This window comes from Pseudomonas sp. OA65, assembly GCF_017498305.1.
GTDB classification, from domain to species: domain Bacteria; phylum Pseudomonadota; class Gammaproteobacteria; order Pseudomonadales; family Pseudomonadaceae; genus Aquipseudomonas; species Aquipseudomonas zanjanensis.
On sequence record NZ_JAGDEZ010000005.1, the window covers coordinates 161,303 to 188,079 of the forward strand.

24 protein-coding genes are annotated in these 26,777 nt (G+C 59.8%); 10 read left to right on the top strand and 14 right to left on the bottom strand.

The annotated features are described in order from the left end of the window. Window positions 1-145: 145 nt before the first annotated feature. Complete coding sequence (gene rlmE, locus J3361_RS06305; protein WP_003177853.1) at window positions 146-778, bottom strand: 23S rRNA (uridine(2552)-2'-O)-methyltransferase RlmE; 633 nt, start codon at window positions 776-778, stop codon at window positions 146-148. A 105-nt stretch (window positions 779-883) separates the two neighbouring features. On the opposite strand from rlmE, the gene J3361_RS06310 reads away from it, so the two are divergent. After that, on the top strand, window positions 884-1,192 hold the full coding sequence (locus tag J3361_RS06310) for a YhbY family RNA-binding protein (protein WP_003177852.1): 309 nt from the start codon (window positions 884-886) through the stop codon (window positions 1,190-1,192). Window positions 1,193-1,202: 10 nt separating this feature from the next. On the opposite strand, the gene J3361_RS06315 is transcribed toward J3361_RS06310, so the two are convergent. The 8 genes from J3361_RS06315 to grpE all read right to left on the bottom strand — a co-directional run bounded on the left by J3361_RS06315 (window position 1,203) and on the right by grpE (window position 11,679). Next, window positions 1,203-1,607 carry an MFS transporter gene (locus J3361_RS06315; RefSeq protein ID WP_207963335.1) on the bottom strand — a complete coding sequence of 135 codons (405 nt, stop codon included), beginning with the start codon at window positions 1,605-1,607 and terminating at the stop codon, window positions 1,203-1,205. Between the two features lie 28 nt (window positions 1,608-1,635). Next, window positions 1,636-2,112: a transcription elongation factor GreA gene (greA, locus tag J3361_RS06320; RefSeq protein ID WP_030139783.1), complete on the bottom strand. Its 477-nt coding sequence runs from the start codon at window positions 2,110-2,112 to the stop codon at window positions 1,636-1,638. A 2-nt stretch (window positions 2,113-2,114) separates the two neighbouring features. Then, window positions 2,115-5,336: a carbamoyl-phosphate synthase large subunit gene (gene carB / locus J3361_RS06325; RefSeq protein ID WP_207963343.1), complete on the bottom strand. Its 3,222-nt coding sequence runs from the start codon at window positions 5,334-5,336 to the stop codon at window positions 2,115-2,117. A 105-nt stretch (window positions 5,337-5,441) separates the two neighbouring features. Then, the gene (gene carA, locus J3361_RS06330) at window positions 5,442-6,578 is read right to left on the bottom strand and encodes a glutamine-hydrolyzing carbamoyl-phosphate synthase small subunit (protein WP_207963344.1); all 1,137 of its coding nucleotides are present in this window, start codon (window positions 6,576-6,578) and stop codon (window positions 5,442-5,444) included. A gap of 255 nt (window positions 6,579-6,833) precedes the next feature. Continuing rightward, window positions 6,834-7,640 (bottom strand): 4-hydroxy-tetrahydrodipicolinate reductase, encoded by an 807-nt coding sequence (gene dapB, locus J3361_RS06335; protein ID WP_186705981.1) that lies wholly within the window; start codon window positions 7,638-7,640, stop codon window positions 6,834-6,836. Window positions 7,641-7,649: 9 nt separating this feature from the next. Further along, entirely contained in the window at window positions 7,650-8,774 is a 1,125-nt protein-coding gene (gene dnaJ / locus J3361_RS06340; RefSeq protein WP_039592325.1) for a molecular chaperone DnaJ, read from the bottom strand. Between the two features lie 320 nt (window positions 8,775-9,094). Further along, window positions 9,095-11,011 carry a molecular chaperone DnaK gene (gene dnaK, locus J3361_RS06345; RefSeq protein ID WP_014336568.1) on the bottom strand — a complete coding sequence of 639 codons (1,917 nt, stop codon included), beginning with the start codon at window positions 11,009-11,011 and terminating at the stop codon, window positions 9,095-9,097. Between the two features lie 101 nt (window positions 11,012-11,112). After that, window positions 11,113-11,679: a nucleotide exchange factor GrpE gene (grpE, locus tag J3361_RS06350; protein WP_060739227.1), complete on the bottom strand. Its 567-nt coding sequence runs from the start codon at window positions 11,677-11,679 to the stop codon at window positions 11,113-11,115. Between the two features lie 242 nt (window positions 11,680-11,921). Here grpE and recN point away from each other — a divergent pair, with 242 nt between their 5' ends. Next, a complete protein-coding gene (gene recN / locus J3361_RS06355; RefSeq protein ID WP_207963345.1) occupies window positions 11,922-13,595 on the top strand; it encodes a DNA repair protein RecN in 1,674 nt (557 codons plus the stop codon). A 75-nt stretch (window positions 13,596-13,670) separates the two neighbouring features. Here recN and fur read toward each other — a convergent pair whose 3' ends face one another. Beyond that, window positions 13,671-14,075 (bottom strand): ferric iron uptake transcriptional regulator, encoded by a 405-nt coding sequence (gene fur / locus J3361_RS06360; RefSeq protein WP_003197684.1) that lies wholly within the window; start codon window positions 14,073-14,075, stop codon window positions 13,671-13,673. A 97-nt stretch (window positions 14,076-14,172) separates the two neighbouring features. Between fur and J3361_RS06365 the strand changes: the two genes are divergently transcribed. Further along, window positions 14,173-14,700, top strand: coding sequence for an outer membrane protein assembly factor BamE (locus J3361_RS06365; protein ID WP_014336565.1), 528 nt, complete (start codon window positions 14,173-14,175; stop codon window positions 14,698-14,700). 60 nt (window positions 14,701-14,760) lie between these two features. On the opposite strand, the gene J3361_RS06370 is transcribed toward J3361_RS06365, so the two are convergent. Genes J3361_RS06370 through J3361_RS06380 form a run of 3 tightly spaced genes read right to left on the bottom strand, consistent with a single transcriptional unit; the run spans window position 14,761 to window position 16,914 of the window. Beyond that, window positions 14,761-15,063 (bottom strand): RnfH family protein, encoded by a 303-nt coding sequence (locus J3361_RS06370; protein WP_207963346.1) that lies wholly within the window; start codon window positions 15,061-15,063, stop codon window positions 14,761-14,763. Further along, entirely contained in the window at window positions 15,060-15,503 is a 444-nt protein-coding gene (locus J3361_RS06375) for a type II toxin-antitoxin system RatA family toxin (protein WP_207963347.1), read from the bottom strand. The genes J3361_RS06370 and J3361_RS06375 overlap by 4 nt, the downstream gene beginning before the upstream one ends. A gap of 7 nt (window positions 15,504-15,510) precedes the next feature. Then, window positions 15,511-16,914, bottom strand: coding sequence for a sodium-dependent transporter (locus J3361_RS06380; protein WP_207963348.1), 1,404 nt, complete (start codon window positions 16,912-16,914; stop codon window positions 15,511-15,513). Window positions 16,915-17,032: 118 nt separating this feature from the next. Here J3361_RS06380 and smpB point away from each other — a divergent pair, with 118 nt between their 5' ends. After that, the gene (smpB, locus tag J3361_RS06385; RefSeq protein ID WP_042730880.1) at window positions 17,033-17,515 is read left to right on the top strand and encodes an SsrA-binding protein SmpB; all 483 of its coding nucleotides are present in this window, start codon (window positions 17,033-17,035) and stop codon (window positions 17,513-17,515) included. 117 nt (window positions 17,516-17,632) lie between these two features. On the opposite strand, the gene J3361_RS06390 is transcribed toward smpB, so the two are convergent. After that, window positions 17,633-18,400 carry an FCD domain-containing protein gene (locus J3361_RS06390; protein ID WP_207963349.1) on the bottom strand — a complete coding sequence of 256 codons (768 nt, stop codon included), beginning with the start codon at window positions 18,398-18,400 and terminating at the stop codon, window positions 17,633-17,635. 262 nt (window positions 18,401-18,662) lie between these two features. Between J3361_RS06390 and J3361_RS06395 the strand changes: the two genes are divergently transcribed. From J3361_RS06395 to J3361_RS06420, 6 genes are all read left to right on the top strand, one after another. Further along, complete coding sequence (locus tag J3361_RS06395) at window positions 18,663-20,357, top strand: lactate permease LctP family transporter (protein WP_207963350.1); 1,695 nt, start codon at window positions 18,663-18,665, stop codon at window positions 20,355-20,357. 149 nt (window positions 20,358-20,506) lie between these two features. Beyond that, window positions 20,507-21,331 carry a (Fe-S)-binding protein gene (locus J3361_RS06400; RefSeq protein WP_207963352.1) on the top strand — a complete coding sequence of 275 codons (825 nt, stop codon included), beginning with the start codon at window positions 20,507-20,509 and terminating at the stop codon, window positions 21,329-21,331. Beyond that, window positions 21,328-22,785: a LutB/LldF family L-lactate oxidation iron-sulfur protein gene (locus J3361_RS06405; RefSeq protein ID WP_207963353.1), complete on the top strand. Its 1,458-nt coding sequence runs from the start codon at window positions 21,328-21,330 to the stop codon at window positions 22,783-22,785. Before J3361_RS06400 ends, J3361_RS06405 begins: the two co-directional genes overlap by 4 nt. Further along, the gene (locus tag J3361_RS06410) at window positions 22,782-23,453 is read left to right on the top strand and encodes a lactate utilization protein (protein ID WP_207963354.1); all 672 of its coding nucleotides are present in this window, start codon (window positions 22,782-22,784) and stop codon (window positions 23,451-23,453) included. Before J3361_RS06405 ends, J3361_RS06410 begins: the two co-directional genes overlap by 4 nt. Further along, window positions 23,450-26,317, top strand: a complete 2,868-nt coding sequence (locus J3361_RS06415; protein ID WP_207963355.1) for an FAD-binding and (Fe-S)-binding domain-containing protein — start codon at window positions 23,450-23,452, stop codon at window positions 26,315-26,317. Before J3361_RS06410 ends, J3361_RS06415 begins: the two co-directional genes overlap by 4 nt. Before the next feature lie 96 nt (window positions 26,318-26,413). Beyond that, entirely contained in the window at window positions 26,414-26,701 is a 288-nt protein-coding gene (locus J3361_RS06420) for a hypothetical protein (protein ID WP_207963356.1), read from the top strand. The last annotated feature ends 76 nt before the right edge of the window (window positions 26,702-26,777 follow it).

Genomic DNA, 26,777 nt, shown 5'->3' on the forward strand with positions numbered 1-26,777 from the left:
TGATATTCACCGGCCTAACTTACTACATTACCTACGACTCTGGCAGGCGCCGTCTGTAACCCTTTGTGAAACACTTTCTACACATTATTCGCTAATGCTCACGGGACGAAATACGAAAAACCTATCGCCCCGGTCGAAAAACCTCTTATTCCTCACTGCGACCACGGAAACCACGGCCCAGCAGGTACTGCTCACGGGAGCGATCACGCGATGATTTCGGCTTGCGCGTCGTGACCTTCTCGAACTGCTTGCGCACGCTCTTGTGATATTCGTCGAAGCCTTCACCCTGGAAGACCTTGATCAAAAAATCACCACCTGGCTTCAACACCCGAGTCGCAAGATCCAGTGCCAACTCGCACAGGAACATCGATCGCGGCATATCAACAGATGCCAATCCACTCATATTGGGGGCCATATCGGAAATCACAAGGTCCACCTCGTTTTTTCCAACCGCTTCAAGGATCTGCGCCAGCACGGCGTCCTCGGTAAAGTCGCCCTGAATGAAGGTCACATCCGGGATGCTGTCCATTTCCAGGATATCGGAAGCGATCAGTGTGCCTTGCCCACCAATCAGACGACTGGTCACTTGGGACCAGCCACCCGGGGCGGCGCCCAAGTCGATCACGCTCATGCCTGGACGGATCAAACGGTCTCTTTCCTGAATCTCCAGCAGCTTGTAGCTGGCGCGGGACCGATACCCATCTTTTTGCGCCATTTTCACGAATGGGTCGTTGAAATGCTCTTGCAGCCATTTAAGACTTGTCTTGGAACGGGCCACGGGCCACCTCAAAAATAAAACGGGTCGTGATTAAGTGGGCGGTCCCGGACTTGCTCGGGTAAACTGGCCGCCGCTTTTTACAAGATCAGACGCAGGGGTCAGATTATGCCGCTCACTCAAGAGCAGAAGAAACAATACAAATCCATTGGCCACCATCTGAAACCGGTTTTGACTGTGGCTGACAACGGTTTGACTGAAGGTGTACTCGCCGAACTGGAACGCGCCTTGGGCGATCACGAGCTGATCAAGATCAAGCTCAACATCCTCGATCGCGAAGCCCGCCTGGCTGCCGTTGCCGAACTGTGCAAGACCGGCAAGGCAGACTTGGTGCAGGTCATCGGCAAGATGGCGCTGATTTATCGCAAGAATTTCAGCGTCAACAAGCAACTGTCGAACGTTCACCGCTTCAAGTGATGTCAAAGGGTCAAGGGTGTGCCTCGCACACCCTGCCACTCCATCCAGGAACCGGCTGCAACACCAGCACCAAACCGGAAAACCCCAGCACCAGGTAACTGAATACCTGCCACTGACTCGCATCCGGCCAGCCGAGATGCACCGCAAAGAACATCCCGCACGCGTACAACGACATGAGCAACAATTGCCCACGAATGTCGCGCCATAGACTGGCAAGGCCCTCGGCCTGAACCAGCACCAAAGCCTGAAACATCACGCACGCCGCGGAAAACGCCACCAGCAGCGCCGTCAGCATGCCTGCGATTTCATCGATGAGCAGCGGTGCCAGGCCGACTCGGCCCAGCACCGGCAGCAAACCGATGTGCAACAACCAGATGCCGCCCACCCATAACATCTGGGTGAGCTGCCAGATCATGGCGCCGGCTCGCAGCGGGCGCCTTCGTTCAGATGTGACGGACTTCGACAATCTCATACTCGATGACACCACCCGGTGTCTTCACCGCCACCACATCGCCCTCTTCCTTGGCAATCAAGGCGCGAGCAATAGGTGAACCGACGGAAATCTTGCCGAGCTTGATGTCTGCCTCGTCCTCGCCAACGATCTGGTAGGTCACGCTTTCATCGGTCTCGACGTTGGCGATTTCCACCGTGGTGCCGAAAATGACCTTGCCGGTGTGCGGAATCGTCGTGACATCGATGATCACCGCATTCTGCATGCGGCCTTCGATGTCACGGACACGCGCCTCGACCATCCCCTGCTCCTCTCGGGCAGCGTGGTATTCGGCGTTTTCCTTCAGGTCGCCCAGCTCACGCGCTTCACCGATAGCCTGGCTCAAGCGCGGGCGCTCGACCTTGGTCAGGAAAGCGTGTTCTTCTTCCAGGGCCTTCGCGCCCTGAACAGTCATCGGGTACTTGGTTATGCTCATGCCTTCAATCCTGCATGTAGATCCTGCAAGCGACGTACGGTCTTCTCGGGACCGAACTTGAGCGCTTCGCAGATCGCTTCGCCCGCAGCAATGGTCGTGGTGCAGTAGATCTTGTGCTGCAGCGCATTGCGACGAATGGAATAGGAATCGGCGATCGACTGACGACCTTCGGTGGTGTTGATGATCAGCGTGACTTCGTCATTCTTGATCATATCGACCACGTGCGGACGGCCCTCGGTCACCTTGTTCACGCGACGCACTTTCAGGCCTGCCGCTTCGATCAGCTTGGCAGTACCGGCAGTGGCGACCACTTCGAAGCCCAAGTTGATCAGATCACGGGCTACACCTGCAACCAGTGGCTTGTCGTCATCACGCACACTGATGAACGCGGTGCCGCCAGTCGGCAACACTTCGCTGGCGCCCATCTGGGCCTTGGCGAAGGCTTCACCGAAGGTATCGCCCACGCCCATCACTTCACCGGTGGACTTCATCTCAGGGCCGAGGATCGGGTCCACGCCAGGAAACTTGGCGAACGGGAACACCGCCTCTTTCACACTGTAGAAGTTCGGGATGATTTCCTTGGTGAAGTTCAGCTCTTTCAGGGTTTTGCCAGCCATGACCCGTGCCGCGATCATCGCCAGGGAAACACCGATGCACTTGGAAACGAACGGCACGGTACGGGAAGCGCGTGGGTTGACTTCGATGACGTAGATATCTTCGCCTTGCAAGGCCAGTTGCACGTTCATCAGGCCGATGACACCCAGTTCCAGAGCCATTTTCTTGACCTGTTCGCGCATCTCGTCCTGGATGTGCGCCGGCAGCGAGTAAGGCGGCAACGAGCAAGCGGAGTCACCGGAGTGAACACCGGCCTGCTCGATATGCTGCATGATCGCGCCAATCACCACATCCTTGCCGTCGCTGACCGCATCCACGTCCATTTCGATGGCGCAGTTGAGGAAGTGATCCAGCAGCACCGGGCTGTCATTGGACACCTGGACCGCTTCGCGCAGGTAACGCTTGAGTTCATCTTCCTGATAAACAATTTCCATCGCGCGGCCGCCCAACACATAGGACGGACGCACCACCAGCGGGTAACCGATCTTGGCGGCGGCACGAATCGCTTCGTCTTCGCTGCGCACGGTGGCGTTTGGCGGCTGGCGCAGGTTCAGGCGCTCGACCATCTGCTGGAAGCGCTCACGGTCTTCGGCGCGGTCGATGGCATCCGGGCTGGTACCGATGATCGGCACGCCGGCGGCTTCAAGGGCGCGAGCCAGTTTCAAAGGAGTCTGGCCGCCGTACTGGACGATCACGCCTTTTGGCTTCTCGACGCGGACGATTTCCAGCACGTCTTCCAGGGTCACTGGCTCGAAGTACAGGCGATCGGAGGTGTCGTAGTCGGTGGACACGGTTTCCGGGTTGCAGTTGACCATGATGGTCTCGTAACCGTCGTCGCGCAGGGCCAGTGCCGCGTGTACGCAGCAGTAGTCGAACTCGATGCCCTGGCCGATCCGGTTAGGACCGCCACCCAGGATCATGATCTTGTCCCGGGTCGATGGCGCGGCTTCGCACTCTTCTTCGTACGTGGAGTACAGGTAGGCGGTGTCGGTGGCGAACTCGGCCGCGCAGGTGTCGACGCGCTTGTAGACCGGGAACACTTCCAGCTTGTGGCGATGAGCGCGCAGGCTCTTCTCGGTCACACCCAGCAGCTTGGCCAGGCGCATGTCGGAGAAGCCCTTGCGCTTGAGGCGGAACATCGTGTCGCGGTTGATGCTGGACATGCCCAGGGTCTTGACCTTCTCTTCTTCCTTGATCAGATCTTCGATCTGTACCAGGAACCAAGGGTCGATCATGTTCATGCCGAAGATCTGCTCGACGGTCATACCGGCGCGGAAGGCATCGGCCACGTACCAGATACGCTCGGCACCCGGCACGGTCAGCTCACGCTTGAGCACGCTCATGCTTTCCGGGTCAGCCAGGTCCAGTTTCGGATCGAGACCGCAGACACCCACTTCCAGGCCGCGCAGGGCTTTCTGCAGGGATTCCTGGAAGGTCCGGCCGATGGCCATGACTTCACCGACCGACTTCATCTGGGTGGTCAGGCGGGCATCGGCCTTGGCGAACTTCTCGAAGGCGAAGCGTGGCAGCTTGGTGACGACGTAGTCGATGGACGGTTCGAAGGACGCCGGGGTCTTGCCGCCGGTGATGTCGTTCGACAGCTCGTCCAGGGTGTAACCCACGGCCAGCTTGGCGGCGACCTTGGCAATCGGGAAACCGGTGGCCTTCGACGCCAGGGCCGACGAACGGGATACCCGCGGGTTCATCTCGATGACCACCATACGACCGGTGTTCGGGCAGATGCCGAACTGGACGTTGGAGCCACCGGTTTCCACGCCGATCTCACGCAGTACCGCCAGGGAGGCGTTACGCAGGATCTGGTATTCCTTGTCGGTCAGGGTCTGGGCCGGCGCAACGGTGATCGAGTCGCCGGTGTGCACGCCCATCGGGTCGAAGTTCTCGATGGAGCAGACGATGATGCAGTTGTCCTTTTTGTCGCGGACAACTTCCATTTCGTATTCTTTCCAGCCGATCAGCGATTCGTCGATCAACAGTTCCTTGGTCGGCGACAAGTCGAGACCACGGGCGCAGATTTCTTCGAATTCTTCACGGTTGTAGGCGATGCCACCACCGGTGCCGCCCATGGTGAAGGACGGACGGATGATGCACGGGAAGCCGAGGCGTTCCAGGACGGCGTTGGCCTCTTCCATGCTGTGGGCGATGCCCGAGCGTGGGCAGTCCAGGCCGATGGACTTCATCGCCTTGTCGAAGCGCGAACGGTCTTCGGCCTTGTCGATGGTGTCGGCATTGGCGCCGATCATTTCCACACCGAATTTTTCCAGGACGCCTTCGCGCTCCAGGTCCAGTGCGCAGTTCAACGCGGTCTGGCCACCCATGGTCGGCAGCAGCGCATCCGGGCGCTCCTTCTCGATGATCTTGGCAACGGTTTGCCACTTGATCGGCTCGATGTAGGTGGCATCGGCCATGGCCGGGTCGGTCATGATGGTGGCCGGGTTGGAGTTCACCAGGATGACGCGGTAGCCCTCTTCGCGCAGGGCTTTACAGGCCTGGGCGCCGGAGTAGTCGAATTCGCAGGCCTGGCCGATCACGATCGGGCCAGCGCCGAGAATCAGGATGCTTTTTATGTCTGTACGTTTTGGCATGGGTTTGTCACTCAAATCCGCAGGTCAGTCGGCTAGGCCGTCGAACAATCTTTGAAGCGCCCGAGGGGGCCACCGCGCTCGGGGCCGCCCTCGGGCTTCGCGCGGTCAGCGTCGCTTGGCCATCTCATTGATGAAGCGATCGAACAGCGGCGCCACATCGTTCGGGCCTGGGCTCGCTTCAGGGTGGCCCTGGAAGCTGAACGCGCTCTTGTCGGTACGCTCGATACCTTGCAGCGTGCCGTCGAACAGCGATTTGTGGATCGCGCGAACGTTGGCCGGCAGGGTCGCTTCATCCACCGCGAAACCGTGGTTCTGGCTGGTGATCATCACCACGCCGGTGTCCAGGTCCTGGACTGGGTGGTTGGCACCGTGGTGGCCGTGGCCCATTTTCAGGGTCTTGGCGCCCGAAGCGAGGGCCAGCAACTGGTGACCGAGGCAGATACCGAATACCGGGGTCTCGGTTTCCAGCACGTCCTTGATCGCCTGGATCGCGTAGTCGCAAGGCTCCGGGTCACCCGGGCCGTTGGACAGGAACACGCCGTCGGGCTTGAGGGCCAGGACGTCGGCGGCCGGGGTTTGCGCCGGTACCACGGTGACGCGGCAGCCACGCTCGACCAGCATGCGCAGGATATTCAGCTTGACGCCGTAGTCGTACGCCACCACGTGGTACGGCAGTTCGGAAGCCTCGATCGTCGCGTGACTGTCGGTCTTCAGGTCCCAGACCGTGGAGCGCCATTCGTACTGCTTCTGGGTGCTGACGACTTTCGCCAGGTCCATGCCCTTGAGGCCAGGAAAGCCCTGGGCAGCGGCAATGGCAGCTTCTTCGGAAATGTTGTCGCCGGCCATGATGCAGCCGTTCTGCGCGCCCTTTTCCCGAAGGATGCGGGTCAGGCGACGGGTGTCGATACCGGCGATCGCCACGACATTGTTGGCTTTCAGGTAATCGGACAGGGACATCGTGTTACGCCAGTTGCTCGCTACCAGCGGCAAGTCACGGATGACCAGGCCGGCGGACCAGACACGATCGGACTCGGCATCTTCCGGCGTGGTACCGGTGTTGCCGATGTGCGGGTAAGTCAGGGTAACGATTTGTTGGGCGTAGGAAGGATCGGTAAGAATTTCCTGATAGCCGGTCATTGCGGTGTTAAACACCACCTCACCAACGGTCTGACCGTCGGCTCCAATGGCTTCGCCGCGAAAAATGCTGCCATCAGCAAGGGCGAGTATGGCTGGCTTAGTCAAGAAGACCTCCCGTAAATAAAGCCTGAAAGGGCGATCGCAGGTTGTAAAAAAGCGGAGTGACGTATGGACACGTCACCCCGCTTGTTCACTGAATTATTCTGCGCGCTTTTAGTGGACACACTAAAGCTGTAGCTTACAGAAAAAGGGTTTTTTGGTCCACCGCTAATGAGCCTTAAAGGCAGGGGAATGCGACAGGCCGTCGCGAAGCGGTGTAAAACGGGGCGCAGTATAACCTGAACCCCGCTCTTAATGGCATCAACGCAGGTCGAGAACGTCCTGCATGTCGTACAAACCCGGCTCGCGACCATCCAGCCACAGCGCGGCACGTACAGCGCCCTTGGCGAAGGTCATCCGGCTCGACGCCTTGTGGGTGATCTCCAGGCGCTCGCCTTCAGTGGCGAACAGCACGGTGTGATCGCCCACCACATCGCCACCGCGCACCGTGGCGAAACCGATGGTGTCGCGCTCACGGGCACCGGTGTGCCCTTCACGCCCATACACGGCGACTTTCTGCAGGTCTCGCCCCAGCGCATCGGCAATCACTTCACCCATGCGCAAGGCCGTTCCCGAAGGCGCATCGATCTTGTGCCGGTGATGAGCCTCGATGATTTCGATATCGGCATCGTCGCCCAAGACGCGGGCCGTCAGATCCAGCAGTTTGAGCGACAGGTTCACGCCCACGCTGAAGTTCGCCGCGAATACGATCGGAATGTCCTTGCCGGCATCGGCCAACAATTGCTTCTGCGTCGCATCCAGCCCGGTCGTGCCGATCACCATGGCCTTGCCATGCTTGCGGCAGATCGCCAGGTTTTTCAGCATCACCTCCGGCAGGGTGAAGTCGATCAGCACATCGAACTCGTCGAGCACCTTCTCCAGGCCACCGGACATCGGCACGCCGATACGCCCCAGCGAGGCCAGCTCACCCGCATCGGCGCCCACCAACGTACTGTCGGGCCGCACGATGGCAGCCGTCAGGCCCGAAAGCGGCGAGCGCTGCTGCACCGCCTCGACCAGCGCCTTGCCCATGCGCCCCGCAGCGCCCATCACAGCTATACGTCGCATGCGAACTCCTTACAGATCGCCGAAGAAGCGCTTCACGCCTTCGAACCAACCGGTGGTTTTCGGAGAGTGACTATTGTCATCCGCCAACGAGTTGCGGAACTCTTCCAACAGCTCACGCTGACGACGCCCCAGGTTGACCGGTGTTTCCACCGCCACGCGACACATCAGGTCGCCGGCACCACCGCCACGTACTGGCGCAACGCCTTTGCCACGAATCCGGAACTGCTTGCCGGTCTGCGTGCCCTCGGGGATTTTCAGCTTGACGCGACCGTCGAGGGTCGGGATTTCAAGCTCGCCACCCAAGGCCGCATCGACGAAGCTGATCGGCACTTCGCAGAACAGGTGCTTGCCGTCGCGCTGGAAAATCGCGTGTTCGCGCACATTGATGACCACGTACAGGTCGCCAGTCGGGCCACCCTGGGCACCCGCCTCGCCTTCGCCGGACAGGCGAATACGGTCACCGGTGTCGACACCGGCCGGCACTTTCACCGACAGCGTCTTGTACTCTTCGACACGCCCTTCGCCGTGGCAGGAGTCGCACGGATCGGAAATGATCTTGCCTTGGCCATGACAACGCGGGCAGGTCTGCTGAACCGAGAAAAAGCCCTGCTGCATGCGAACCTGGCCGATGCCGCCGCAGGTTGGGCAGGTCACGGGCGAGGAGCCCTTCTTGGCACCCGAGCCATCACACGGCTTGCAGTTAACCAGAGTCGGCACACGGATATTGACGGTGGTACCGCGCACCGCTTCTTCCAGGTTCAACTCCAGCGTATAGCGCAGGTCACTGCCACGCTGGGCGCCACCACGGGCACCGCCACGACCGCCGCCGAAGAAATCGCTGAACACATCACCGAAAATATCGGAGAAGTTCTGGCCACCGAAACCGGCACCGCCGCCGCCCATGCTCGGGTCGACACCGGCGTGGCCGTACTGGTCGTACGCTGCGCGCTTACTGGAATCGGACAGAACTTCGTAAGCCTCGTTGGCTTCCTTGAACATCTCTTCCGACGCTTTGTCGCCGGGATTACGGTCCGGGTGGTGCTTCATCGCCAGACGACGATAAGCCTTCTTCAGCTCCGCCTCGCTGGCCCCCCGCTCGACACCCAATACTTCGTAAAAATCACGCTTCGCCATTAGTCTTTGCACTCTTATAGGACGTCCGGCAAACCTCTCCTGAACCTTGCCAAACTCGTTGAGCCCCAATGCAGGCCCGGACCCAACTCACGTCAATTCAACGATCCTGGTCGTAAATTTTCAGCCAGGTACCCGGCCAAAACACAGCGTCCATCGCCGGAAAGCAGGAGCATTCCCGAACACGCCGTCAGCACCCGAGCCTTGTCGCATGCTGTAAAAATTCGTTACCTCCAGACACGCCAACGCGGGAGCAAGCTCCCGCGCGGCGACATCCTACCAGCCACCGCACAAACGCAGTCAACCGGCCGACCAACAAGCGATTACTTGTGGTCTTTCACTTCTTCGAACTCGGCGTCAACAACGTCGTCGGCTTTCTCGGCCGACTCGCCCTGAGCAGCCGCGCCTTCGGCAGGCTGAGCCTGTTCGGCGTACATCTTCTGAGCCACTGGCGCAGAGACCTTGGACAGCTCTTCGATCTTCGCCTCGATAGCCGCCTTGTCGTCGCCTTTCACAGCGGCTTCCAGGGCAACCACGGCCGCTTCGATGGCGGTTTTCTCTTCCGCGGTCACTTTCTCGCCAGCATCGGCGATCATCTTGCGAGTCGAATGCACCAGGGCATCGCCTTGGTTGCGGGCGCTGGCCAGCTCTTCGAACTTGCGGTCTTCCTCGGCGTTGACTTCAGCGTCACGCACCATCTGCTGAATTTCTTCCTCGGACAGACCGGAGTTGGCCTTGATCACGATCGACTGGGTCTTGCCAGTGGCCTTGTCTTTCGCACCAACGTGCAGGATGCCGTTGGCGTCGATGTCGAAGGTCACTTCGATTTGCGGCACGCCACGTGGTGCTGGTGGAATCTCGGCCAGGTCGAACTTGCCCAGGGACTTGTTCTGTGCGGCCTGCTTACGCTCACCTTGCAGCACGTGGATGGTCACGGCGCCCTGGTTGTCGTCAGCCGTCGAGAACACCTGGGATTTCTTGGTAGGAATCGTGGTGTTTTTCTCGATCAGCGCGGTCATCACGCCACCCATGGTTTCGATACCCAGGGTCAGCGGGCTGACGTCGAGCAGCAGAACGTCCTTCACGTCACCGGCCAGAACGGCGCCCTGGATGGCAGCACCCATGGCAACAGCTTCGTCAGGGTTGACGTCTTTACGTGCTTCTTTACCGAAGAAGTCGGTGACCAGCTTCTGAACCAGCGGCATACGGGTCTGACCGCCCACCAGAATCACGTCGTTGATCGAGCCAACGTCGATACCGGCGTCTTTCATGGCAATGCGGCAAGGTTCGATGGTGCGCTGAACCAGGTCTTCCACCAGTGCTTCAAGCTTGGCGCGGGAAATTTTGACGTTCAGGTGCTTAGGACCGGTGGCGTCTGCAGTGATGTACGGCAGGTTCACGTCGGTCGACTGGCTCGAGGACAGTTCGATCTTGGCTTTTTCAGCGGCTTCTTTCAGGCGCTGCATCGCCAGCGGGTCACCCTTGAGGTTCATGCCGCTTTCTTTCTTGAACTCGTCGACAAGGTAGTCGATCAGGCGGATGTCGAAGTCTTCACCACCGAGGAAGGTGTCACCGTTGGTTGCCAGTACTTCGAACTGGTGCTCGCCATCGACTTCAGCGATTTCAATCACGGAAACGTCGAAGGTACCGCCACCCAGGTCGTAAACGATCACGGTGTGATCGCCCTTGGCCTTGTCCATACCGTAGGCCAGAGCGGCCGCGGTCGGTTCGTTGATGATACGTTTAACGTCCAGGCCCGCGATGCGGCCGGCGTCTTTGGTCGCCTGGCGCTGGCTGTCGTTGAAGTATGCAGGAACAGTGATGACCGCTTCGGTCACCGCTTCGCCGAGGTAGTCTTCGGCGGTTTTCTTCATTTTCTTGAGGATCTCGGCCGAGATCTGTGGCGGCGCCATTTTCTGGCCGTTCACTTCAACCCAAGCGTCGCCGTTGTCAGCCTTGGCGATTTTGTAAGGCACCATCTTGATGTCTTTCTGAACGACTTCTTCGTCGAACTTACGACCGATCAGACGCTTCACCGCGTACAGGGTGTTATGCGGATTGGTCACTGCCTGACGCTTGGCCGACTGGCCAACCAGAATTTCGCCATCATTGGCGTACGCAATGATCGACGGCGTGGTACGCGCACCTTCAGCGTTTTCAATAACTTTGGCCTTGCCGTTTTCCAGCACGGAGACGCACGAGTTGGTGGTCCCCAGGTCGATGCCGATAATCTTGCCCATGTTAACTCTCCCGGAACTTGGATTTTGTTGCCGCAGCAGTGGTGGCTAACTGCGGTAGCACTTAAACGCTTGACTTATAGATGGGGCCGTTGCGCCCGATTTCAAGCCTGCTCATCGATAGAAGGCGAAACCGGTGCCGGCGCCTTGCTGACCACGACCATGGCGGGACGCAGCAGGCGGCCGTTGAGCAGGTAGCCTTTCTGGAAAACCTTCAAAACACTGTTTGGCTCGACGTCAGCACTTTCCTGCATCGCCATGGCCTGGTGATGCTCGGCGTTGAAGGGTTCGCCATGGGGATCAAGGGCTTCGAGCTGATAACGCTTGAGGGTGTCCTGGAACATCTTCAGGGTCAGCTCGATGCCTTCGCGCATCGGACGGATGTTTTCGTCGTCCGGATTGGACAGCTCCAGGCCGCGTTCCAGGCTGTCGATGATCGGCAGCAGGTCACCGGCGAAACGCTCCAGGGCGAATTTATGAGCCTTTTCTACATCTTGCTCGGCGCGACGGCGGACATTCTGCAGGTCGGCGGCTACACGCAACGCCTGATCCTGCGCACCGGCCAGTTGCTCTTCGAGCACTTGTACACGTGCCGCCAGGTCTTCACCGGAATCCTGGGAAGCCTGATTGGCGTCTAGATTTTGCGTGTCCTGCGTCTGTTCGTCAGCCATAGAGATTTCTCCTTTCAACTTCGTCCGCGAGCTCGACTCGCGCTTCTGCCCGGTATATGGGGCCGGGTTTTCCAGCTTCAAGGGCCATCTGACGAATTAACCTTACAAAAAACAGCTGCATAATCATTCCGCACCGCGCTAAGAAAAACATTTTCCCAAGCAAATCGAGCTAAGCACAGGCATTGTCAGGCCGAAACAAAACACTGTATAAATAACCAGACCTAAAGCCTGGGAGCGGCCTTATGCTGGTGCACCTGTCCGTACACAACTACGCCATCGTCGAACACCTCGACCTCGAACTCGATCGAGGCATGAGCGTGATCACCGGTGAAACCGGCGCGGGCAAGTCGATCATGCTCGACGCCTTGGGCCTGACCCTGGGCGACCGCGCCGACAGCGGCGTGGTGCGCCCCGGAGCGGACAAGGCCGACATCCTGGCGACCTTCGACCTGGTCGATATACCCGAGGCCAGCGCCTGGCTGGCCGAACGTGACCTGGACACCGACGGCCTGTGCATCCTGCGCCGGGTCATCACCGCCGAAGGCCGCTCCCGAGGCTACATCAACGGCACGCCCTGCCCTCTGGGCGACCTCAAGGCACTCGGCGAACTGTTGATCGACATTCACAGCCAGCATGAGCACCAATCCCTGCTCAAGACCGATACCCATCGTCGCCTGCTGGATGAATACGCCGGTGCCACCGACCTGGCCCGGCAGGTCCAACTGGCCGCCCAGCGTTGGCGCCAGACCCGGCAGGAACTGGATCGCCTCTCCAACTCCGGCGACGAGCAGCGGGCCCGTCACCAGCTATTGAGCTACCAGCTCGAAGAGTTGGAGAACCTGGCCCTGGGTGAAAACGAACTGGAAGAGCTGGAGCAGGAACACAAGAACCTGACCAACGCCGAAACCCTGCTGGGCATCTGTCGCCAAGTGGTCGAGCAATGCAGCGAGAGCGATTCGGGCAACGTGCTCAATGCGCTGACAGCGAGCCTGAACCGGCTGTCCAGCGTGAACAATTCGGTGGGCGCCCTGAACGAAGCGACCAACCTGCTGACGAGCGCGCAGATCCAGGTCGAGGAAGCCGTTGGGGAATTGAATCGCTTCCTCGATCATTTCGATGCCGACCCGGCACGCCTGCAGTACCTGGAAGAGCGCCTGGACACTATCTATACACTGGCGCGCAAACACCGCATCCAGCCAACCGAGGTTGCCGAACTCCAACAGCGACTGCTGGAAGAACTCGAGACTCTGAACGCCAACGATGAGTCCATCGAGCGCCTCGGGGACGAATTGGCTTCTTATGCCCGTCATTATCAGGAAAAGGCCAAAGAGCTCAGCGAGCTGCGACGCCAAGCCGCGACAGGGTTGGCCAGCGCCGTGGAACAGGAAATCCAGCGCCTGGGCATGCCGGGGGGACGTTTCACCATCGAATTGCGCCGTAACGCCGGCGACGAACTCCAACCCAATGGGCTGGAGCAGGTGGAATTGCTGGTCAGCGCCAACCCCGGACAACCGCTCAAGGGCTTGGCCAAAGTCGCCTCCGGCGGTGAGTTGTCGCGAATCAGCCTGGCGATCCAGGTCATCACCGCGCAGACCTCTCGCGTACCGACGCTGGTATTCGACGAAGTGGACGTGGGCATCGGTGGCCCAACCGCGGAAATTGTCGGCCAATTGCTCCGCCGACTAGGCGAGCGCGGCCAAGTGTTGACCGTCACTCACCTGCCCCAGGTCGCCGCCCAAGGGCACCAGCATTTATTTGTACACAAGGTGCGTGGCGAGGACGCCACGTGCACCGCCGTATCGAAGCTCAACAAAAACGAGCGCGTGGAAGAAGTGGCACGAATGCTTGGGGGCATCGACCTCACCAAGGAATCCCTGGCCCACGCGAAAAAAATGGTCGTTACCGCGAAAAACTGAGAACGGCAGAAAGCACGAAGGCGACCCTGGGGTCGCCTTCGTTCGTTTCGCGAACCTTGAGTCCGCGCGACATGCTTACTTTTTCTTGCGTACGTACAGCACAAGATTGTGATCAACCATCTCGAAGCCATACTTGTCGACGATTGCTTTCTGCAGCCGCTCGATTTCTTCGTCGAAGAACTCGATGACTTCGCTGGTCTCGACGTTGACCATATGGTCGTGATGCTTGCCGTCGTCCAGCTCGAAGACCGCATGGCCTCCGTCGAAGTTGTGTCGCACCACAAGGCCAGCTGCCTCGAACTGGGTCAGAACACGGTAAACCGTGGCCAGACCGACGTCCTCGCCAGCCTCCATAAGCGCCTTGTAGACATCTTCAGCACTCATGTGGCGCTGCTCGGCGGAATCGAGCATTTGTAGAATCTTGACCCGTGGCAGGGTCACTTTGAGGCCGGCTTTGCGTAGTTCGCTATTTTCAACCATGGTCAGCTTTCTCGCGATGCTGCTTCGCAGCTTCTCTTAATGCGGGTATGATCGGCGTTTACGTTGTCCCAGCCAAGATAGTGGAAGTCGCCCACCGATGCAAAACACCAAGCTCTTGCTAACCAGTTTCACCTTTGTGGGACTGCTCGCACTCGCCGGTTGTTCATTCCCCGGGGTTTACAAAATCGACATCCAGCAGGGCAATGTCGTCACGCAGGACATGATAGACCAGTTACGCCCGGGAATGACCCGCCGGCAAGTACGGTTTATCATGGGTAACCCTCTGCTGACCGACACGTTCCATGCCGATCGCTGGGATTATCTGTACAGCTTGCAGCCAGGCGGCGGTGAGCGCCAGCAGGAACGCATCAGCGTTATCTTCAGCCCTGACGACCAACTTGTCAGCCTGTCGGGCGATTTCATGCCTGGCGTGAGCCGCGACGAGGCCATCATGGGCAAGGACAGCGGGACTACCGTGACCGACCCGGCCCAGAATGCCGAACAGCCGAAACCGGAAAAACCGGTCAAGCCAGGTTCGTTGCTGGACCAGATCCAGAAGGACGTGGACAACGTCGAGACCGTACCGGTCCCGACTCCGGAGCCTCTGGATACGTCGCCGCAATAAATCGCGACAAGAAAAAAACCCGGCATGCCGGGTTTTTTCTTGCCTGCGACTCCGACCAGGTTATTGCTCCGATTGTCGCGCCCGGGCAGCCTTGGCCGCGCGCAGGCGGCGAATTTCCTTCGGATCAGCCAATAAAGGTCGATAAATTTCCAATCGATCGGCCGCTTGCACCACTTGGTTATCCGGATCGGCAACCATCCTGCCAAAAATCCCCACCGGGCAAGTGGTCAGGTCCAGCTCCGGGAATACATCGGCAATCCCCGACGCTACCAGCGCTGCGCGGACACGGGTGCCTTCCTGCACCCTGCATGTGCGCAAGACCTGGCGATCCACCGAGGCATACACCACTTCTATCTCGATCAACGCTTGAGCTCTGCGTGCTGCTTGGCGCGCTGGCAGAACGCGTCGACCAGGGTATTGGCTGCCTGGTTGAACAGCGGCCCCAAGGTCGCTCGCACCAACGGCCCGGCGTAGTCGAATGAAAGGTCCAGGCTGATTTTGCAGGCTTTCTCGCCAAGCGGCTTGAACACCCACACACCATGGAGCTGGTTGAATGGCCCTTCTTCAAGGTTCATTTCGATGGACTGGCCAGGCACCAAGGTATTTCGAGTAACAAAATGCTGACTCAGGCCGCCCTTGGCGACGTTTAGGCTGGCGCGCATATGGGTTTCCGAGCTTTCCAGCACCTCGGCAGACGAACACCAAGGCAGGAATTCCGGATAACTCGCCACATCATTAACCAAGTCGTAAAGCGCTTGCGCCGGGTAGGGCAGCAAGGCCGAGCGTTGAATATGTGTCGTCATGTAAGCGTCACTTCCACAGCTGGGCGGCAAACACTACGAGAATGCCAATGGGCGCCACATAGCGCATCAAGAACAGGCTCAAGGCGAACAATACAGGACTGCGCAGCGACAACTCATCACGCACAGCTTCACGCCCCATGATCCACCCTGCAAACACCACGAAACACAGACCTCCCAGTGGAAGCATGATCCGAGATGTGAAGAAATCAATCACGCCAAAGAAATCCAGCCCTCCGGTTGCTCCCCACTGGTAGAGACGGAACAGACCGTCATCGTTCACGAAAAACTTCGCCTGCTTCCATATATTGAAGGAAAACACCGTGCCCAAGCCCACGAACCAGCAAGTGAAAGCCAGCCAGAACGTGACCCAGGCGCGACTCAAGCGGGTGCGCTCAACCAGATAGGCCACCATGGGCTCAAGCAGAGATATCGCCGAACTCCAGGCGGCAATCGCCACCAGGACAAAAAACACCACGCCCATGACTTGGCCGAACGCCATGCTACCGAAAGCAAACGGCAGGCTAACGAACATCAGCCCCGGCCCTTCGCTGGGGTTCAGGCCGGCGGCAAACACAATCGGAAACAATGCCACGCCCGCCAGCAGCGACACGAAGGTATCCAGCAGCGCAACACCGACAACAGTTCTGGTCAGCGACGCATTTTTCGGCATGTAGGCGCCGTAGATCATGATCGAACCGACCCCGACACTGAGGGAAAAGAACGCGTGCCCCATGGCTGGCAACAGGCCGTCCATGACTTTTTCCGGCTTGAAGTCGAACATGAAATGCACGCCTTCCATGAAGTGCCCAGTCGTCATGCTGTAGCCCAGCAGGACCAGGATCATCACGAAAAGCAAAGGCATCATGATCCGCAGGCTGCGCTCAAGCCCTGCCACCACGCCTCGGGCAATCACCACGGCGGAAAGCACCATGAAAAGCGTGTGCCAAAGCGTGAGCCTCCAAGGGTCGGCGATCACGTTGCCGAAGTAAGCGCCGACCTGATCAGGCGTCGCGCCTTGGAAATCGCCTCGCCCCATGTCGATGATGTAGTCCAGCGACCAGCCACCGACCACGCTATAGAAGGACAAGATCAACAGTGCCGTGATCATCCCGGCGAACGCACCCCAGGACCATTTCGGCGAATGTCCGGCCTCCACAGCCAATACCTTCAGGGCGTTGGCCGGGCTTTGTCGGGCGCGACGGCCAATCAGTGTCTCCGCCAGCATGACCGGCGCGCCGATAAGGGCGATGCACGCCAGGAACATCAATACGAAGGCACCGCCACCGTAGACGCCGACCATGTACGGAAACTTCCAGATACTACCCAGCCCCACGGCAGAACCGGTCGCCGCGAATATGAAGACCCAGCGGCTAGCCCAACTGCCGTGGACAGAAACCTTGTCTGTCGACATCGTGATCACGCCCAAGCGTTCAAAAAAGAGGCCGCATTGTCCGGGATTCACTCAACGTGCTCAAGCACGCAGCTTCACCGTAGCCGACACGCACGCAACTGCCTATAATGCCGCCCCTATGGCTAAACAGAAGAAACACCCCACAGGGACCATCGCGCAAAACAAAAAGGCGCGACACGATTACTTCATCGAACAACGTTTCGAGGCTGGCATGGTCCTGGCCGGCTGGGAAGTAAAGAGCTTGCGTGCCGGCAAGGCGCAACTGGTCGACAGTTATGTCTTGCTCAAGGACGGCGAAGCGTGGCTGCTGGGCAGTCATATCACGCCGCTGACCACCGCCAGCACCCATGTCATCGCCGATCCAGTGCGCTCGCGCAAGCTGCTGCTCAACAAGCGCGAGCTGGAAAAGCTCTTCGCCTCCGTGCAACAGAAGGGCTACACCTGCGTCTGCACGTCGTTGTACTGGAGCAAGCACTTGATCAAGTGCGAAATTGCCCTGGGCAAGGGCAAGAAGGAATACGACAAGCGCGATACCGAGCGCGAACGCGATGCCGGCCGCGAGCTGCAGCGCGCGGTACGCAACAAGGGCAAGGAAGACTAGCCCGGAATCAACTGTGGGAGCGAGCCTGCTCGCGAAGACGTAGGCACATCCTGCATGGATGTGTCTGACAGACCGCCTTCGCGAGCAGGCTCGCTCCCACAGACTCCACAGCCACGATCAGATTCCCTTGCGCCGCTCCGCCCGCGCCACGCGCTGTACTTCCTGACGCACCTCTTCCAAGACTTCCTGCACATACAAGATATGTCGGCTGGAGACTTCCCGCGCCTGTTCGGCATGCCCATCCATGATGGCCTGGTACAACTCCCGATGCTGGCTGATCAGCATGTCGCGGGTCTCGCTGCGCTGCTTGTACATGCCGCCGATATTGGTGACGACGTTGCGCTTGAGCAGGTCGAACAAGCCGCGAATGGTGTGCAGCAGTACCGCATTATGACTGGCCTCGGCGATCGCCAGATGAAACCGGGCATCCGCCGCGCCCTCCTCCGCCCGACTGACCTCGTCGTGGCGCGCGTAACAATCCTGCAACTCGTCGAAGGCTGCCGTCAGCCGCTCGCGATCCACCTCCGTGGCCCGTTGCGCCGCGTAATAAGCGCAGGACGCTTCCAGGGTGTGACGGAACTCCAACAAATCGCGTTGTGCTTCGGGATTGCTTTCCAAGAGTTGCAGCAGCGGATCACTGAACGTCGAGCCTAGCGACTCCACCACATAGTTGCCGCCGCCCTGGCGACTGATCAACAAGCCTTTGGCCGTCAGCTTCTGGATCGCTTCACGCAACGAAGGGCGTGACACACCGAACTGCTCGGCCAGGGTCCGCTCGGCGGGCAGCCGCTCACCCGACTTCAGCGTGCCCTCAAGGATCATGCCTTCAAGCCGCTCGACAATATCGTCAGACAAACGGCGCTGACGAATCTGATCAAACCCCATAACTCAATTCTCCACGATCCCGACGGCTCGCCGGGCTCTCTATTCTGGCCCATCCGGGCCGTGCTCACACCCACCAAAAGCCATTTGTTCGAACGGATCAGATGCCTTCTGCACCGCTTATTCGACGAAAGTTTCAGGGCGGCAAATTGACACACGACAACCAAGGCTTTTACCCTAGCCGACAGCGCTTGTAAATTGGTATTACCAATTATCCAAATCGCTGATCAGTGCCTGACCAACAACAATTAGGGGCCCACCCATTATGCAAACCTGGCAACAGCTCTACAGCCCGCTCGGCAGCCTCGGCTTGTCCGCACTCGCGGCCGTTATTCCCATCGTATTTTTCTTCCTGGCCCTGGCGGTGTTTCGCCTCAAGGGGCATGTAGCCGGCAGCATCACCTTGGCCTTGGCGATTGCCGTGGCGATCTTCGCGTTCAACATGCCCGCCGACATGGCGTTTGCCGCCGCCGGTTATGGGTTTGCCTATGGCCTGTGGCCCATCGCCTGGATCATCGTTGCCGCGGTGTTTCTCTACAAACTGACCGTCAAGAGCGGCCAGTTCGAGGTGATTCGCAGCTCGGTGCTTTCGATTACCGATGACCAACGCCTGCAAGTGCTGTTGATCGGTTTCTGCTTCGGCGCATTCCTGGAAGGTGCCGCGGGCTTCGGTGCTCCGGTGGCGATCACTGCCGCCCTGCTGGTCGGCCTGGGCTTCAACCCCCTGTACGCCGCCGGCCTGTGCCTGATCGCCAACACCGCCCCCGTGGCATTCGGCGCGCTGGGCATTCCGATCATCGTCGCCGGCCAGGTCACCGGGATCGACGCGTTCAAGATCGGCGCCATGACCGGTCGCCAATTGCCCTTGCTGTCGCTGTTCGTGCCGTTCTGGTTGGTGTTCATGATGGACGGCCTGCGCGGCGTGCGGGAAACCTGGCCGGCAGCGCTGGTAGCTGGCTTGAGCTTCGCCATCACCCAATACTTCACCTCCAACTTCATCGGCCCGGAACTCCCGGACATCACCTCCGCCCTGGCGAGCCTGATTTCCCTGACGCTGTTCCTGAAGGTCTGGCAGCCCAAGCGCACCGCTGGCGCCCAGATTGCCGGTACCACCGCCAGCGCAACCGTCACCGCCAGCGTCGGCGGTTTCGGCCAGCCGCGCAGTACCGTGGCTTCGCCTTACAGCCTGGGGGAAATTATCAAGGCGTGGTCGCCGTTCCTGATCCTGACCGTATTGGTGACGATCTGGACCCTCAAGCCGTTCAAGGCCATGTTCGCCGCTGGCGGTTCGATGTACGGCTGGGTGTTCAACTTCGCCATACCGCACCTGGACCAGATGGTAATCAAGGTCGCGCCCATCGTGGTCAACCCCACCGCCATCCCGGCGGTGTTCAAGCTGGACCCGATTTCTGCCACCGGCACGGCGATTTTCTTCTCCGCACTGATCTCGATGCTGGTGCTGAAGATCAACCTGAAAACTGGTCTTACCACTTTTAAAGAGACGCTTTTCGAGCTGCGCTGGCCGATCCTGTCCATTGGCATGGTGCTGGCGTTCGCCTTCGTCACCAACTATTCGGGCATGTCCTCGACCATGGCCCTGGTGCTGGCCGGCACGGGCGCGGCGTTCCCGTTCTTCTCGCCGTTCCTGGGTTGGTTGGGCGTGTTCCTGACCGGTTCCGATACGTCGTCCAACGCACTGTTCAGCTCGCTGCAAGCCACCACCGCGCACCAGATCGGTGTCAACGACACCTTGCTCGTCGCGGCCAACACCAGCGGTGGCGTGACCGGCAAGATGATTTCGCCACAATCGATCGCGGTGGCCTGCGCAGCGACCGGGCTGGTGGGCAAGGAATCGGATCTGTTCCGTTTCACCCTCAAACACAGCCTATTCTTTGCAACGATTGTCGGCTTGATCACGTTGGCCCAGGCCTACTGGTTTACCGGCATGCTGGTTCATTAGTCCTACACGTAATACTGGAAAAACCGACGCCGAACCGTGATTCGGCGTCTGCTATTCACAACCGGGTCTGCAAGGCTGCTGAAAGATTTCCTGGCTATATTCAGCAGCCTCAGCGGACGGATAACCGGGACCACCCGGAGACACGCCTGATGAGCGAGCTTTTTTACAACGCCGTACCGAACGCGACCCGTGTCGCCCCGCCCTTGCCTGAGCCTCGGCAGTACCCCAGCGAGAAACCGCATCGGGTCTATCTGTTCGGCACATGCGTGGTGGACCTGTTCTATCCCGAAGCCGGGATGGACGCGATTCATCTGCTGGAGCGCGAAGGGATCCGGGTGGACTACCCGCAGGGGCAAAGTTGCTGTGGCCAACCGGCCTACACCTCGGGCTACACCGAGCAGGCGCGGACGGTGGCCCGGGCGCAACTGGCCTTGTTTGCGGAAAATTATCCGGTGGTGGTGCCCTCAGGGTCCTGCGCCGGCATGTTGCGCGAGCATTACGCCGACCTGTTCAAGGACGAGCCGGAAACGCTCAAGCAGGTCCAGGCCCTGGCGGCACGGACCTATGAACTGGCCGAGTTCCTGCTGTTTGTCTGCAAGGTGCAGCTGAACGACCACGGCGAACCGGTGAAGGTCGCGCTGCATACGTCCTGCTCGGCACGGCGTGAAATGAATACCCACCTGCACGGCCGCGCGTTGTTGGCGCAGCTGCGCAATGTGGAGCGAGTCGAACACAGCCACGAAAGCGAGTGCTGTGGCTTTGGTGGGACGTTCAGCGTGCGCATGCCGGACATTTCCGGCGCGATGGTGGCCGACAAGACCCGAGCGCTGAAGGAATCCGGCGCGCATCAGGTCGTCAGCGCTGACTGTGGCTGCTTGATGAACATCAACGGCGCGCTGGAAAAGCAGCAGGAGGCGTTACGCGGCCAGCACCTGGCGAGTTTCCTCCGCCAGCGCATCGGAGGTGTCGCATGAGCACGCCGACGCTGATCCCGACCGTTGAGGTGCAGGAAGATTTTCGTGCCCGAGCCCATAAGGCCCTGGACGACACGCAACTGCGAAACAACTTTCGCAGTGCGATGGATTCACTGATGACCAAGCGGGCAACGTCCTTCAGCGATGCCCACGAAAGAGAACACCTGCGAGTGCTGGGCAATGCCGTCCGCGCCCGCGCGTTATCCAAGCTGCCCGACCTGCTCGAGCAACTTGAAACCAACCTGACCCGCAACGGTGTGAACGTGCACTGGGCGGAAACGGTGGACGAAGCCAACGGCATCGTCCTTTCGATCATCCGCGCTCACGAGGCGCGGCAAGTGATCAAGGGCAAATCGATGGTCAGCGAAGAGATGGAGATGAACCATTTCCTCGAGGCTCGGGACATTGAATGTCTTGAGTCCGACATGGGGGAATACATCGTCCAGCTCGACCACGAGAAGCCTTCACACATCATTATGCCGGCGATCCACAAGAATGCCGGTCAGGTCGCGTCCTTGTTCCACGACAAACTCGGCGTGGAGTACACCAAGGACGTTGACCAACTCATTCAGATCGGCCGCAAGGTATTGCGGCAGAAGTTCTTCGAGGCCGATGTCGGCGTCTCCGGCGTCAACTTCGCCGTCGCCGAAACCGGCACGCTGCTGCTGGTGGAAAACGAAGGCAACGGGCGGATGTCCACCACCGTACCACCGGTGCACATTGCCGTGACCGGCATCGAAAAAGTCGTCGAGAACCTGCGCGACGTGGTGCCGCTGCTCTCGCTGCTGACCCGTTCGGCCCTCGGCCAGCCGATCACCACCTACGTCAACATGATCTCCGGGCCACGCAAGGCCGATGAACTGGACGGTCCCCAGGAAGTCCACCTGGTCCTGCTCGACAACGGTCGCAGCCAGGCGTTTGCCGACAGTGAATTGCGCCAAACCCTTAACTGCATTCGCTGCGGCGCTTGTATGAATCATTGCCCGGTCTATACCCGAATCGGCGGCCATGCCTACGGCGAGGTTTACCCGGGGCCCATCGGAAAAATCATCACGCCGCACATGGTCGGCCTGGCCAAGGTGCCCGACCATCCGAGCGCCTCCTCGCTGTGCGGTGCCTGCGGTGAAGTATGTCCGGTGAAGATTCCGATCCCGGCCTTGCTGCGGCGGCTGCGGGAAGAAAACGTCAAGGCGCCGGACAGCCCTAACCAAGTGATGCGCGGCCAGGGCAGCAAATACTCGCCCAAGGAACGGTTCATCTGGAATGCCTGGGCCTGGCTCAACAGCTCGCCGCGGCTCTATAGGCTGTTTGGCTTCCTCGCCACGCGCCTGCGCGGCCTGACGCCGCGAAACGTCGGCCCGTGGACCCAGAACCACAGCGCCCCCAAACCCGCCGCCCGCTCATTGCATGACCTGGCCCGCGAACACCTGAACCAGCAGGGAGACCGCCGATGAGCGCCAAGGACAATATCCTCGCCAAGCTGCGCAAAAGCCTGACCGGCGCCACGCCGGTTGCCGACAACTTCGACGTCGAGCTGGTGACGCAAACCTATCGCTACGCGCCCGAGGAGCGCATCCCACAACTGCGCAAATTGATGGAGGCGGTGCACACCGAAATCCACCTGACCTCCGAGGAAGGCTGGCCGGCCCTGCTCGCGCAACTGCTGCGCGACCGTCAATTGCCGAGCCTGCTCATCGCTCCGACGACCGCGCACGGGAAAAAAATCACACAGTTCTGGGCGAACAATCCGGACCTGCCCGCCCTCAAGGCCTACGACAGACCGGTAGAGGAATGGAAAGCCGAACTGTTTAACGACACACCGGCCAGCCTCACAGGGACCCTCGGCGCCATTGCCGCCACCGGCAGTCTGATTCTCTGGCCGACGCGGGAAGAGCCGCGACTGATGAGCCTGGTGCCACCGGTGCATTTCGCCCTGCTCAAGGCCAGCGAGATCCGCGACAACTTCTACGAAGTGCAACAGGAATTCGAATGGGCCCAAGGCATGCCCACCAACGCCCTGCTGGTATCGGGCCCGTCGAAAACCGCCGACATCGAACAAGTCCTGGCCTACGGCGCCCATGGTCCGAAGGATCTGGTGGTTTTGATTCTGGAGGACCAATGACCCTTCCGACCTCTTTCCTACACGACGTTGAACGACTGATTCCGCAGAAACGCCGTTTCGACGACCCGCTGTCGACCTTGGCCTTCGGCACCGACGCCAGTTTCTATCGGCTGATTCCGAAACTGGTGGTACGCGTCGAATCCGAAGATGAAGTGATTGCCCTGCTGAAACTGGCCCAGCGGGACCAGGTCCCGGTCACGTTCCGCGCCGCCGGCACCAGCCTGTCCGGTCAGGCCATCAGCGACTCGGTGCTGATTGTGCTGGGGGATAACTGGAACGGGCGCGAGGTTCGCGAGCAAGGCATGCAGATTCGTTTGCAGCCTGGCGTGATCGGCGCCCAGGCCAACGCCTGGCTGGCTCCGTTCGGGCGCAAGATCGGTCCGGATCCGGCGTCGATCAACGCCTGCAAAATCGGCGGCATCGTCGCCAACAACGCCAGCGGCATGTGCTGCGGCACGGCGCAGAACACCTATCACACCCTCGCCGGCATCCGCTTGGTCCTGGCCGATGGCACGCGCCTCGACACCGAAGACGACAGCAGCGTGGCGGCTTTTCGTACCAGCCATGGCGAACTGTTGGAGCGCCTGGCCACCCTCGGCCGCGAGACTCGCGCCAATACCGAGCTGGCAGCGCGAATCCGGCATAAATACCGTCTGAAAAATACCACCGGCCTGTCACTCAATGCCCTGGTGGATTTCGACGAGCCTGTGGATATCTTGAGCCACCTGCTGGTGGGCTCCGAAGGCACCCTCGGCTTCATCAGTGCAGTGACCTACAACACGGTCATCGACCATCCGAACAAGGCTTCGGCCCTGATCGTATTCCCGGATGTGGAAACCTGCTGCAACGCCGTCACCGTGCTGAAAAGCCAGCCGGTATCGGCCGTAGAACTGCTGGATCGCCGCAGCCTGCGCTCGGTGCAGGACAAACCGGGCATGCCGGATTTCGTACAGCATCTGTCGATCAATGCCTGCGCCTTGCTGATCGAATCCCGTGCGGCTTCTTCGTCATTACTACAAGAGCAACTGACGCGGATCATGGCCTCCCTGGCCGGTTTCCCTGTGGAAAAACAAGTCGACTTTACCGAAGACCCACGGGAAAACGCCCGCCTCTGGGCGATCCGCAAAGACACCTTCCCCGCCGTGGGCGCCGTACGCAAAACCGGGACCACGGTCATCATCGAAGACGTGACCTTTCCGGTGGAGCAACTGGCCATCGGCGTCAACCGTCTGATCGAGCTGTTCGACAAACATCACTACGACGAAGCGATCCTTTTCGGACATGCACTGGAAGGCAATCTGCATTTCGTCTTCACCCAAGGCTTCAACAGCGCCGAAGAAGTCGCACGCTACCAGGCGTTCATGGATGACGTGGCGCAATTGGTGGCAGTGGAATTCGGCGGCTCGCTGAAAGCCGAACACGGCACCGGGCGCAACATGGCGCCGTTCGTCGAGCTGGAATGGGGCAGCGATGCCTACCAATTGATGTGGCAGCTCAAACGCCTGCTCGACCCCAACGGCATCCTCAACCCGGACGTGGTGCTCAGCGAAGATTCGCAGATCCACCTCAAACACCTCAAACCGCTGCCGGCCGCCGATGAAATCGTCGACAAGTGCATCGAGTGCGGTTTTTGCGAACCGGTCTGTCCCTCCAAGGACCTTACCTTGAGCCCACGCCAGCGCATCGTGATCTGGCGGGACATTCAAGCGAAAAAGCGCGCCGGCACCGACACCACCGAGCTGGAACGTGCCTACCAATACCAGGGCATCGACACCTGCGCCGCCACAGGCCTGTGTGCACAACGGTGCCCGGTAGGCATCAATACCGGCGAGCTGGTGAAGAAGCTGCGCAGCCGTGACGCGACGCAGACGAAAACTGCCAACTGGATTGAAGGAAATTTCGCTACCACACTGCAAGGCGCGCGCTTCGCCCTGCACGTCGCCAACGGCGCACGCATGCTGCTGGGCGCGCCCCGACTGGCGAAACTGTCGGCCTCGTTGACACGCCTGTCCAAGGGCCAGGTGCCACAGTGGACCCACGCCATGCCCCAGCCGGAAAAGGCCATTCGTTTCAGCCCCGCCGTCTCGGACGAACGTCCGAGAGTCGTTTACCTGGCGGCGTGCGTGTCGCGAGTCATGGGCCCGGCGGCGGGAGACAACGAGCAAATGTCGCTGTACGACAAGACCCGCGGCCTACTGGAAAAGGCCGGTTATCAGGTAGTCTTTCCCGACAATGTAAACAGTCTTTGCTGCGGCCAACCCTTTGCTTCGAAAGGCTACATCGAGCAGGCCGAACACAAGCGCCAAGAACTGATCGGCGCCTTGCTGCACGCCAGTCGCGGCGGGCTCGACCCGATCTACTGTGACACCAGTCCTTGCACGCTACGGCTGGTTCAGGACCTGGGTGACGTGCGCCTGGACCTGTATGACCCGGTGCGTTTCATCCGTACTCACTTGATGGACCGTCTCGATTTCATCCCCCAGGACGCGCCCATCGCGGTGCACATCACGTGCAGTACCCAGCACCTCGGCGAAAGCCAGGCGCTGATCGATCTGGCGCGCCAGTGCAGCAAACAAGTGGTGATTCCGGAAGGTATCCATTGCTGTGGTTTTGCCGGCGACAAGGGCTTTACCACCCCCGAACTCAACGCCCACTCGCTGCGAAGCCTCAAGGACGCGGTTCAATATTGCACCGAGGGCATTTCCACCAGCCGCACGTGTGAGATTGGTCTGACGCATCATGGGGAAATCGACTACCACGGCTTGGTCTATCTGGTTGACCGTGTCACCCGCCCCAAGCCCGCCAACGGTGAAGGCCTTGCGATTGGGCTCGAAGAAAAATCGAATTCCTGCGCTTCGCTGTAGTCACTTGAATAGGCCCGGCTCCGCTGGGCCACCTACTGACTCGGCCCGGCCGCGCATGTCCAGCGGCACCGAGACCCTACGTTCAAGGAGATACACATGAAGCGCACCGCACTTGCTGGCTTGTTCATTTCCGCTGCGATGTTGGCCTCTCCGGTGTTTGCAGGAAGCCAGGAGGACCTTTGCAAAATCAACCTGCAAAAGATCAACGACGCCAAAGCCAGCACCGAGCAAATGAGCGAAGGACTAAAGACCGACATCGACGCCACCGTCGGGCAAGCCAAGGCTGAGCACGCCAAAGGCACCAAAGAAGGCACCGAAAATTGCATCTCGTTGACCAATCAGGCCATCCAGAAGCTGCAGAACAACGCCAAAGGCGACCAGTAGCATCGCCGCAGGCCAACCTTCGGGTTGGCCTCGGACATGGATTGGCGTACACTGCACATGCCTGCCGCTCCAACAG